The 10,445-nt window shown below is 70.3% G+C and carries 8 protein-coding genes; 3 read left to right on the top strand and 5 right to left on the bottom strand.

Annotated elements, in window-relative coordinates; all coding sequences use genetic code 11:
* The first annotated feature begins 35 nt into the window (after positions 1 to 35).
* Positions 36 to 1,709 (top strand): alkaline phosphatase D family protein, encoded by a 1,674-nt coding sequence (locus STRTUCAR8_RS09155; protein WP_044471901.1) that lies wholly within the window; start codon positions 36 to 38, stop codon positions 1,707 to 1,709.
* 44 nt (positions 1,710 to 1,753) lie between these two features.
* Here the strand turns inward: STRTUCAR8_RS09155 and STRTUCAR8_RS09160 are convergent, their stop codons facing one another.
* A complete protein-coding gene (locus STRTUCAR8_RS09160) occupies positions 1,754 to 2,323 on the bottom strand; it encodes a dienelactone hydrolase family protein (protein WP_044471902.1) in 570 nt (189 codons plus the stop codon).
* 161 nt (positions 2,324 to 2,484) lie between these two features.
* Between STRTUCAR8_RS09160 and STRTUCAR8_RS09165 the strand changes: the two genes are divergently transcribed.
* Complete coding sequence (locus STRTUCAR8_RS09165) at positions 2,485 to 3,600, top strand: mechanosensitive ion channel family protein (protein ID WP_006375279.1); 1,116 nt, start codon at positions 2,485 to 2,487, stop codon at positions 3,598 to 3,600.
* Between the two features lie 104 nt (positions 3,601 to 3,704).
* Here the strand turns inward: STRTUCAR8_RS09165 and STRTUCAR8_RS09170 are convergent, their stop codons facing one another.
* From STRTUCAR8_RS09170 to STRTUCAR8_RS09185, 4 genes are all read right to left on the bottom strand, one after another.
* Positions 3,705 to 4,175, bottom strand: coding sequence for a GNAT family N-acetyltransferase (locus tag STRTUCAR8_RS09170; protein ID WP_006375285.1), 471 nt, complete (start codon positions 4,173 to 4,175; stop codon positions 3,705 to 3,707).
* Positions 4,172 to 5,116: an RluA family pseudouridine synthase gene (locus STRTUCAR8_RS09175; RefSeq protein ID WP_006375286.1), complete on the bottom strand. Its 945-nt coding sequence runs from the start codon at positions 5,114 to 5,116 to the stop codon at positions 4,172 to 4,174. Before STRTUCAR8_RS09175 ends, STRTUCAR8_RS09170 begins: the two co-directional genes overlap by 4 nt.
* 67 nt (positions 5,117 to 5,183) lie before the next feature.
* Positions 5,184 to 5,756, bottom strand: a complete 573-nt coding sequence (lspA, locus tag STRTUCAR8_RS09180; protein WP_006375284.1) for a signal peptidase II — start codon at positions 5,754 to 5,756, stop codon at positions 5,184 to 5,186.
* Between the two features lie 99 nt (positions 5,757 to 5,855).
* Positions 5,856 to 6,689, bottom strand: coding sequence for a TraR/DksA family transcriptional regulator (locus tag STRTUCAR8_RS09185; protein ID WP_006375283.1), 834 nt, complete (start codon positions 6,687 to 6,689; stop codon positions 5,856 to 5,858).
* Between the two features lie 579 nt (positions 6,690 to 7,268).
* Here STRTUCAR8_RS09185 and ileS point away from each other — a divergent pair.
* Entirely contained in the window at positions 7,269 to 10,418 is a 3,150-nt protein-coding gene (gene ileS / locus STRTUCAR8_RS09190) for an isoleucine--tRNA ligase (protein ID WP_006375282.1), read from the top strand.
* Positions 10,419 to 10,445 lie beyond the last annotated feature (27 nt).

Raw genomic sequence — 10,445 nt, forward strand, 5'->3', positions numbered from 1 at the left:
CTCAACTCGCTTACTGGTCAGTAATCTCAGCGCCCGTGACGAGTCGAAGCAGTTCCTCCGAGTCCACGGGCGTTCGGGTCAACTCCCTCGCCCCACGCCGTCGTACGGTCGTCAAGGCCGCCGCGGCCACCGTCGTACTGGCCGGTCCGCTGGCCGCCGCGCTGCCCGCGAGCGCGGCTGCCGAGGCCCCCGCCTTCCTGCACGGGATCGCCTCCGGCGATCCGCTGCCCGACGGCGTCCTGCTGTGGACACGTGTGACGCCCACCGCCGAGGCGATACCCGGCTCCGGGCTCGGCCCGGACACCGAGGTGAGCTGGACCGTCGCCCTCGACAAGGCGTTCACGAACATCGTCTCCAAGGGCTCCACCACCGCCACGGCCGCCGCCGACCACACGGTCAAGGCGGACATCCGGGGCCTCGCGCCCGCCACGGACTACTGGTTCCGCTTCTCGTCCGGCGGCACGGACTCCCCCGCCGCCCGCACCCGCACGGCGCCCGCCGCGGACGCCGCCGTGACGGGGCTGCGCTTCGGCGTGGTCTCCTGCGCCAACTGGGAGGCCGGCTACTTCTCCTCGTACCGCCACCTCGCGGCCCGCGGCGACCTGGACGGCTGGCTGCACCTCGGCGACTACATCTACGAGTACGGCACCGGCGGATACGGCACCCGCGGCACCGTCGTACGCCCGCACTCCCCCGCGCACGAGATCCTCACGCTCGCCGACTACCGCGTACGGCACGGGCGTTACAAGACGGACGCCGATCTGCAGGCCCTGCACGCGGCAGCCCCCGTCATCGCGATCTGGGACGACCACGAGTTCGCCAACGACGCCTGGTCGGGCGGCGCCGAGAACCACACCGAGGGCGCCGAGGGCACCTGGTCGGCCCGGCAGGCCGCCGCGAAGCAGGCCTACTTCGAGTGGATGCCGGTCCGCCCGGCGATCGCGGGCACCACCTACCGTCGCCTGCGCTTCGGGAAGCTCGCCGACCTCTCGCTCCTCGACCTGCGGTCGTTCCGCTCGCAGCAGGTCGCCACGGGCAGCGGCTCGGTCGACGACCCGGAGCGTACGATCACGGGCCGAGCCCAACTGGACTGGCTGAAGGCCGGGTTGAAGGCCTCCGACACCACCTGGCGGCTGGTCGGGAACTCGGTGATGATCTCGCCGTTCGTCATCGGCTCCCTCACCGCCGACCTGCTGAAGCCGCTCGCCGAGCTGCTCGGCCTGCCCAAGGACGGCCTCGGCCTCATCACCGACCAGTGGGACGGCTACACGGACGACCGCCGTGAACTCCTCGCCCACCTCCGCTCCAACGCGATCCGCAACACCGTCTTCCTGACCGGCGACATCCACATGGCGTGGGCCAACGAGGTACCCGTGGACGCCGGCACCTACCCGCTGTCGCCTTCGGCCGCCACGGAGTTCGTGGTCACGTCGGTCACCTCCGACAACCTCGACGACCTCGTCAAGGTGCCCGAGGGCACCGTCACCGCGCTCGCCGCGCCGATCATCAGAGCGGCGAACCGGCACGTCCAATGGGTCGACACCGACCGCCACGGCTACGGCGTCCTGGACATCACCGCCGGCCGCGCGCAGATGGACTACTACGTGCTGTCCGACCGGACGAAGCAGAACGCGACGTCGACCTGGTGGCGCTCGTACCGCACGCTCAGCGGCACCCAGAAGCTTGAACGGACGTACGACCCGGTGTAACCCCCCGACCGGCCGGTCACCGCCGTCCCTACAGACTGCCGTCCCTACAGACTGTCGAGGAAGCCGAGCGCCACCCGCCAGGTGGCCTCGGCCGCCTCCTCGTCGAAGTCCGGCAGATCGGGGTCGGTGTAGAGGTGACCGGCCCCGGCATACCGGTAGACCTCCACGTCGGCGCCCGCCTTGCCCATCTGGAGATACCAGGAGCCGAGCCAGTCGTCGGTCTCGAACGCGTCCGGCTCGGCCACGTGCAGCTGGACGGGCAGCTCGTCGACCGACGCCGTCTCGGCGATGTCCGACGTGCCGTGCAGCAGCAACAGGCCGCGCGCCTTGTCGTCGCCGAGCGCGAGTGTCTGGGCGGTCGCGGCACCGAACGAGAACCCCGCGTACACCAGGCCACGTCCGGAATAGGGGGCCGCGGCCAGGATCGCCCGCCGGAGCAGCTCGTCCTTGCCTATGGCGTCCTTGAAGGCCATGCCTTCCTCGACGGTCCCGAAGGTGTGCCCGTCGAAGAGGTCGGGGGTCCACACCTCGTGTCCGGCCGCCCGCAGCCGGTCCGCCGCGGCGCGCACGGCGGGGCGAAGCCCGTAGGTCGAGTGAAAGAGCATGACGTTCATGAGGACATCGTGCCAGGCACCACTGACGACCGACTCACGGCCGACGGGCGCGCGGACAGGGTGTGCACGGGCAGGGTGTGCACGGACCACCGGCCCCATGTGTGCCAGCCCACCCGGGGTCGGATGTTCAGGACCACCCTTCTCCGGTTACGTTCTCCCGCATGGAGAACGTACTGCGCCCGCTGATCGTCCTCGGTGGCTCGGTCGTGCTCACGCTGCTGATCGGCTGGGCCACGGACCGCTTGCTGCGCAAGGCTGACGAACGGCAGACCGAGACTCCGCTGTGGGGACTGCTGCGCCGGGGCCGTGTGCCCTACCAGCTCGTCCTGTGCACGGCGCTGCTCAGAGGGTCCTACGACCAGGCCGACCTGCTCCACGGGCACGAGATCGCCGTCGGCCGGGCCCTGACGCTGGTCCTGATCGGTTCGGCGGCCTGGCTGATCGTCCGCATCACGGCGGCGATCGTGGACACCTCGTACACCCGATACGCCCGCGTCCACCGCGACCCGGCCCGGGTCCGCCGGGTCCGCACCCAGGTGTCGTTGATCACACGGGTGGTCGCGGCGGTCGTGGGCGTCGTCGCCGTCGCGGCGATGCTGCTGACGTTCCCGGCGATGCGCGCGGCCGGCGCCTCACTGCTGGCCTCGGCCGGTGTGCTGGGCATCGTCGCCGGTGTGGCGGCCCAGTCGACGCTGAGCAACATGTTCGCGGGGTTCCAGATCGCCTTCGGCGACATGGTGCGCATGGGCGACACCGTCGTGGTGGACGGCGAATGGGGCACGGTCGACGAGATCACGCTGACGTTCCTGAGCGTGCGCACCTGGGACGAGCGCCGCATCACCATGCCGGTGTCCTACTTCACCTCGAAGCCCTTCGAGAACTGGTCGCGGGGCGGCGCCCAGATGACCGGCATCGTCTTCTGGCACCTCGACCACAGCGCGCCCATGGAGGCGATGCGCGAGAAGCTCCGCGACCTCCTGCGGGAGTGCCCCGCCTGGGACGGCCGCGCCTGCGACCTGTCCGTCACGGACGCCACGCCGAGCACCATGGAGGTACGCGCCCTGGTGACGGCGAAGGACGCGGACGACGTCTGGAAGGTCCGGGTGCACGTCCGCGAGGGCATGATCCGCTGGCTGGCCGACCAGCACCCGTACGCCCTCCCCCGGGTCAACACGGCGGACGCGTCCCTGCCCCCGGGCACGGAGACGGCCCGCCGCTTCCAGGACGGAGCCCCCCGAAGGGCCCACGACACACCCAGGACGGCAAGCCGAGCGTAATTACGTCCCCGCACGGAATAGCCGCCGACGAAGCGCACCCCCCACAGGCGAGGCCCACCTTGTAACGGACTCCCAACGGGCGGTGCGCGGGTGGGAGAAAAAACTCAAAAAGAGCGCCGCATCGCAAGATGCGCAATACCGGCCTCGTAGAACTCGTCCCCGTACCCCGCATACCCGAGCCGCTCGTAGAACCCCGCCGCGGAGGCCTGCGCATGCAGATCCACCGCAGCGAGCCCCAGCCCCCGAGCCGCCTCCTCGACCCCCCGTACGAGCGCGGCCCCGACCCCCAGCCCCCGGGCTTCCTTCCGCACCGCGAGCCGCCCGAGCGACCCGACGGACGGATCGCCCCCGGTCCGGCCGACGGCGGCCTCCCCGTACAGCAACCGCCCCGTTCCGAGCGCCAACCCGTCCTCCCGGACGGCCAGCACATGCAGCGCGCCCGCGTCGAACTCGTCGTTCTCCAGATCCTCGGGCACCTGCTGCTCCACGACGAAGACCTCCTTGCGCACCGCGAAGCAGGCCTCGCGGTCGGCAGGGTCCTCGACGACGCGCACCACGTACGCCGGCGGGGTCATGCGTACGTCTCCGCCCGCACCCGCTCCAGGGCGTCGGCCAGGTCGTCCGGGTAGCCGCTCTCGAACTCGACCCACGTCCCGTCCCCGGGGTGCTCGAAGCCGAGGCGTACGGCGTGCAGCCACTGGCGGGTCAGGCCGAGCCGCTTGGCGAGCGTCGGGTCCGCCCCGTACGTCAGGTCGCCGACGCAGGGGTGCCGGTGGGCGGCCATGTGGACGCGGATCTGATGGGTGCGGCCGGTCTCCAGCTTCACATCGAGCAGGGAGGCCGCGCGGAACGCCTCGATGAGGTCGTAGTGCGTGACGGAGGGCTTGCCCTCGGCGGTGACCGCCCACTTGTAGTCGTGGGTGGGGTGCCGCCCGATGGGCGCGTCGATCGTGCCGCTCATCGGGTCGGGGTGGCCCTGGACGAGCGTGTGGTAGCGCTTGTCGACCGTGCGCTCCTTGAACTGGCGCTTGAGCGACGTGTACGCGCGCTCCGACTTGGCGACCGCCATCAGGCCGGACGTGCCGACGTCGAGCCGGTGCACGATGCCCTGGCGCTCGGCGGCACCGGAGGTCGAGATGCGGTATCCGGCGGCGGCGAGCCCGCCGATGACGGTCGTGCCGGTCCAGCCGGGCGACGGGTGCGCGGCCACGCCGACCGGCTTGACGATCACGACGATGTCGTCGTCGTCGTGCACGATCACCATGCCCTCGACCGGCTCGGCCACGACCTGCACGGGGGTGGGCGCCGGCGGCATCTCGACCTCGAGCCAGGCGCCACCGTGCACCCGCTCCGACTTGCCGACCACCGAGCCGTCGACCGTGACCTTCCCCGCCGCGGCCAGCTCGGCGGCCTTCGTACGGGAGAAGCCGAACATCCTGGAGATGGCGGCGTCGACGCGCTCGCCCTCCAGGCCGTCCGGCACGGGCAGGTTGCGGATCTCGGGAATGGTGCTCACCCGTCGAGTATGCCGGACGGGCCCGGTGCCCCCGACCGGGCCTGTGGACAAACCTCCCTCGGGCCCCTCAGTCCTTGTGGACGGTGCCGTCCGGGTCGAGCCCCTTGAAGGACAGCAGGACGATCAGGATGCCGCCGCAGACGATCGCCGAGTCGGCCAGGTTGAAGACCGCGAAGTGCTTGGGCGCGATGAAGTCGACGACCGCGCCCTTGAAGACGCTCGGGGAGCGGAAGATCCGGTCGGTCAGATTGCCCAGCGCGCCGCCGAGCAGCAGCCCGAGCGCGATCGCCCAGGGCAGGCTGTAGAGCTTGCGGGCCAGCCGGGCGATCACGACGATCACGGACGCCGCGATGACCGTGAAGATCACGGTGAAGGCCTCACCCATGCCGAAGGCGGCACCCGCGTTGCGGATCGCCTCGAACTTCAGCCAGTCCCCGATGATCTCGATCGGCGCGTGGTGCTCCAGCTTGGCGACCACGATCATCTTGCTGACCAGGTCCAGCGCGTACGCCAGCGAGGCGACGGTGAACAGCACGAGGATCCGGCGCCGGCCCCGGGGCCGCTCCTCCGGTGTCTCCGGCTCGGCTCCCGCCGCGTCTGGGATGTCCGGCGTACCGATGATGCGCTCCGCCTCTGCCACGTGAGTCCCTCAACCTAGGTTCCTGACTGAGGACGAGAGTACGACACGCCTCCTGGCGCACGGCAGCGCAGGAGGTGCACGGCGCGGATCCGCCGGTGGTCAGTAGCGCCGCTCCTGCTTCTGCTTGCACTCGACGCAGAGCGTCGCGCGCGGGAAGGCCTGCATCCGTGCCTTGCCGATCGGGTTGCCGCAGTTCTCGCACAGGCCGTACGTGCCCGTGTCCAGCCGCTCCAGGGCCCGCTCGTCCTGGAGGAGCCTCTCGCGCGCGCTGGCCGCCAGCGCCATCTCGTGCTCGCGCGTGATGTTCTTGGTGCCGGTGTCGGCCTGGTCGTCACCCGCGCCGTCCCCGGAGTCCCGCATCAGACCCACGAGCGACTGCTCGGACGACGTGATCTCGGCACGCAGCCGCAGCACCTCGGACTGCAGCTCGGCGCGCGCCTCCGAGACCTCCTCCGGGGTCCATGGGTCCTCACCGGCGCGTACGGCGAGCTCGCCCGGCTCCGCCGCCGCGACGATCCGCGCCTTGGGCACCGCGCCGGCCTTCTTCGCCGCCGTGGCCGTGCCAGAAGTCTTCTTCGCAACCACCGTCGTGGCTCCCGTCGTCTTCGCGGCCTCGGCCGCACCCGCCTTGTTGGCCGTGCTCTTCCTGGCCGTGGTCTTTGGGGACGTGCGTCTACCTGCACTGCTGTGAGCCGCGGTGCTTTCGGGAGCGGCGGCCTTCTTTTCGGCCTTCTCTGCCTTTACGACCTTCTCGGCCTTTTCGGCAGCTGTTTTCGCGACGGCCCTTTTGGCCACCGTCTTCTTCGCCGCGCCCTTCTTGAGGGCGGTCTTCTTCGCGTCCGTGCCCTTGCCACCGCCGGAGGCCCCCGCAGCCGTGGATCCCGTGGATCTGCCGGACGCCGACTGCTGTACGGCGGTCTTTTTCGCCACCATGGCCGCGGCCCCTTCACATATTGTGATCTTGCTCGCGAATCGTGCTGGGACGATAAATCGACTTGAGACCCGCGGCAACGGGGCACACCACCCGATTCGCCCACCCCGCCGCTCCCGCGGGGCGAGCCTGCAAGCGTTGTGCCCAGCTCTCCGCCGGGTAATCCGCTCAGCCGCGCGTCCCGGAATCCGGACACCCGACCCTGGCCATTCGGGTGGCTCGGAAAACCGGTCGGCCGCTGTCCGTGGGGCGCCGTACACTGGCGGAGCGAGAAGCGTGGATGGGGACGAGTAGCGGCGTACGCAGCCCAGAGCGACCCGGGGACGGTGGAAGCCCGGGGGCGAGCGCGACGCGAAGATCACCCCGGAGCCGCCGGAAGAAAGCCGCAGCGAGGCGAGCAGGACAGCCAAGGCCAGTAGACCCGGTTTCGCGACCCCAATGAGGGGGCTCATCGGTGAGCACGACGCACCGGGGAGCCAAGGAGGGTGGTACCGCGGGAGTACGCCGTACAAGGCGTCCGGAGAATTCCGGCTCTCGTCCCTCCGACGGAAGGCAGAAAGTCCGCCGGAGGAAGCTCGCTGATGACAACGCCGACGTACCGCCAAGTGCCCGCCCAGGTCGACCTGCCCGCCCTTGAGCACGCCGTGCTCGACTTCTGGCGCGAGCAGAAGATCTTCGCCAAGAGCCTCGAGCAGTCCGAGGGGCGCCCCGAGTGGGTGTTCTACGAGGGCCCGCCCACCGCCAACGGCATGCCGGGCGCCCACCACATCGAGGCCCGCGTCTTCAAGGACGTGTTCCCGCGCTTCCGCACCATGCGCGGCTACCACGTGGCCCGCAAGGCCGGCTGGGACTGCCACGGCCTCCCGGTCGAGCTGGCGGTCGAGAAGGAGCTCGGCTTCTCCGGCAAGCAGGACATCGAGGCGTACGGCATCGCCGAGTTCAACGCCAAGTGCCGCGAGTCGGTGACCCGGCACACGGACGCGTTCGAGGCGCTCACGACCCGCATGGGGTACTGGACCGACCTGCACGACCCCTACCGCACGATGGACCCCGAGTACATCGAGTCGGTCTGGTGGTCGCTGAAGACGATCTTCGACAAGGGCCTGCTGACCCAGGACCACCGCGTCGCCCCCTGGTGCCCGCGCTGCGGCACGGGACTGTCGGACCACGAGCTGGCCCAGGGCTACGAGACGGTCGTCGACCCGTCCGTGTACGTCCGTTTCCCGCTCACCTCCGGTCCACTGGCCGGCGAGGCCGCCCTCGTCGTCTGGACGACGACGCCCTGGACGCTGGTCTCCAACACCGCGGTCGCCGCTCACCCCGACGTCACCTACGTGGTGGCGACGAACGGTGAGGAGAAGCTCGTCGTCGCCGAGCCGCTGCTCACCAAGGCGCTCGGCGAGGAGTGGCAGTCCACCGGGCAGACCTTCACCGGCGCCGAGATGGAGCGCTGGTCCTATCAACGTCCGTTCGAGCTGGTCGAGTTCCCGGCCGACGTGCCCACCCACTACGTGGTCAACGCGGACTACGTGACGACCGAGGACGGCACGGGTCTGGTCCACCAGTCCCCCGCCTTCGGTGAGGAAGACCTCAAGGTGTGCCGCGCGTACGGCCTGCCGGTCGTGAACCCGGTCCGCCCGGACGGCACCTTCGAGGAGGACGTCCCCCTCGTAGGCGGTGTCTTCTTCAAGAAGGCGGACGAAAAGCTCACCGAGGACCTCCACGCGCGCGGGCTCCTTTTCAAGCACATCCCGTACGAGCACAGCTACCCGCACTGCTGGCGCTGCCACACCGCGCTCCTCTACTACGCCCAGCCCTCCTGGTACATCCGCACGACGGCCGTGAAGGACCGTCTCCTCCAGGAGAACGAGAAGACCAACTGGTTCCCGGACACGGTCAAGAACGGCCGGTACGGCGACTGGCTGAACAACAACATCGACTGGGCCCTCTCCCGCAACCGCTACTGGGGCACCCCGCTCCCGATCTGGCGCTGCGAGGCGGACCACCTCACGGTCGCCGGCTCCCGCGCGGAGCTGACCGAGCTCACGGGCACCGACCAGTCGGCCCTGGACCCGCACCGCCCGTTCATCGACGCGGTCACCTTCGCCTGTCCCCAGGACGGCTGCGGACAGACGGCCACACGCGTGCCGGAGGTCATCGACGCCTGGTACGACTCGGGCTCGATGCCGTTCGCGCAGTGGGGCTACCCGTACAAGAACAAGGAACTGTTCGAGTCCCGCTACCCGGCGCAGTTCATCAGCGAGGCCATCGACCAGACCCGCGGCTGGTTCTACACGCTGATGGCGGTCGGCACCCTGGTCTTCGACAAGTCGTCCTACGAGAACGTGGTCTGCCTCGGCCACATCCTCGCCGAGGACGGCCGCAAGATGTCCAAGCACCTGGGCAACACCCTGGACCCGATCCCGCTGATGGACCGGCACGGCGCGGACGCGGTGCGCTGGTTCATGGCGGCCGGCGGTTCCCCGTGGGCGGCCCGCCGGGTGGGCCACGGCACCATCCAGGAGGTCGTCCGCAAGACGCTCCTCACGTACTGGAACACGGTCGCCTTCCAGGCCCTGTACGCGCGTACGTCCAACTGGGCGCCCAGCGAGGCCGATCCGGCCCCCGCGGACCGTCCGGTCCTGGACCGCTGGCTCCTGTCCGAGCTGCACGCCCTCACCGACCAGGTGACCCAGGCTCTGGAGGCGTACGACACCCAGCGCGCCGGCAAGCTCCTGTCGGCGTTCGTCGACGACCTGTCCAACTGGTACGTCCGCCGGTCCCGGCGCCGCTTCTGGCAGGGCGACAAGGCCGCGCTGCGCACCCTGCACGAGGTCGTCGAGACGGTCACGAAGCTGATGGCTCCGCTGACCCCGTTCATCACCGAGCGGGTCTGGCAGGACCTGGTGGTACCGGTGACCCCCGGCGCCCCCGAATCCGTCCATCTGACCACCTGGCCCGAGGCGGACCTGTCCGCGATCGACCCGGAGCTGTCGAAGCAGATGGTGCTCGTACGGCGGCTGGTCGAGCTCGGCCGTGCCACGCGCGCGGAGTCGGGTGTGAAGACGCGCCAGCCGCTGTCCCGCGCGCTGGTCGCCGCGGCCGGCTTCGACACCCTCGACCGCGAGCTGCACGCGCAGATCACGGAGGAGCTCAACGTCAGCTCCCTCGCGTCCCTTTCCGAGGTGGGCGGCTCGCTGGTCGACACCACCGCCAAGGCCAACTTCCGCGCCCTGGGCAAGCGGTTCGGCAAGCGCGTCCAGGATGTCGCGAAGGCCGTCGCGAACGCCGACGCGGCCGAGCTGTCCCTCGCCCTGCGCGCGGGCACGGCGTCGGTGGAGGTCGACGGCGAGACGGTCACGCTGGCGCCGGACGAGGTCATCATCACGGAGACCCCGCGCGAGGGCTGGTCGGTGGCGTCCGACTCTGGCGCGACGGTCGCCCTCGACCTGGAGATCACGGACGAGCTGCGTCAGGCGGGCCTCGCCCGTGACGCGATCCGGCTGATCCAGGAGGCCCGCAAGAACAGCGGCCTCGACGTGGCCGACCGCATCGCGCTGCGCTGGACCTCCACGGACCCGGCGGTCACCGCGGCCCTGGCCGAGCACTCCGGCCTGATCTCCGACGAGGTCCTGGCCACCGACTTCGGCCAGGGTGATGCGGACAGCGCCTACGGGGACCCGTTCACCGACGAGGGCCTGTCCCTGACGTTCCGCCTGCGCAAGGCGTAACGGCGACCAGCACAGCACGGCCGAAGG

The sequence above is a fragment of the Streptomyces turgidiscabies Car8 genome (genome assembly GCF_000331005.1).
In the GTDB taxonomy this organism is placed as follows: Bacteria; Actinomycetota; Actinomycetes; order Streptomycetales; family Streptomycetaceae; genus Streptomyces; species Streptomyces turgidiscabies.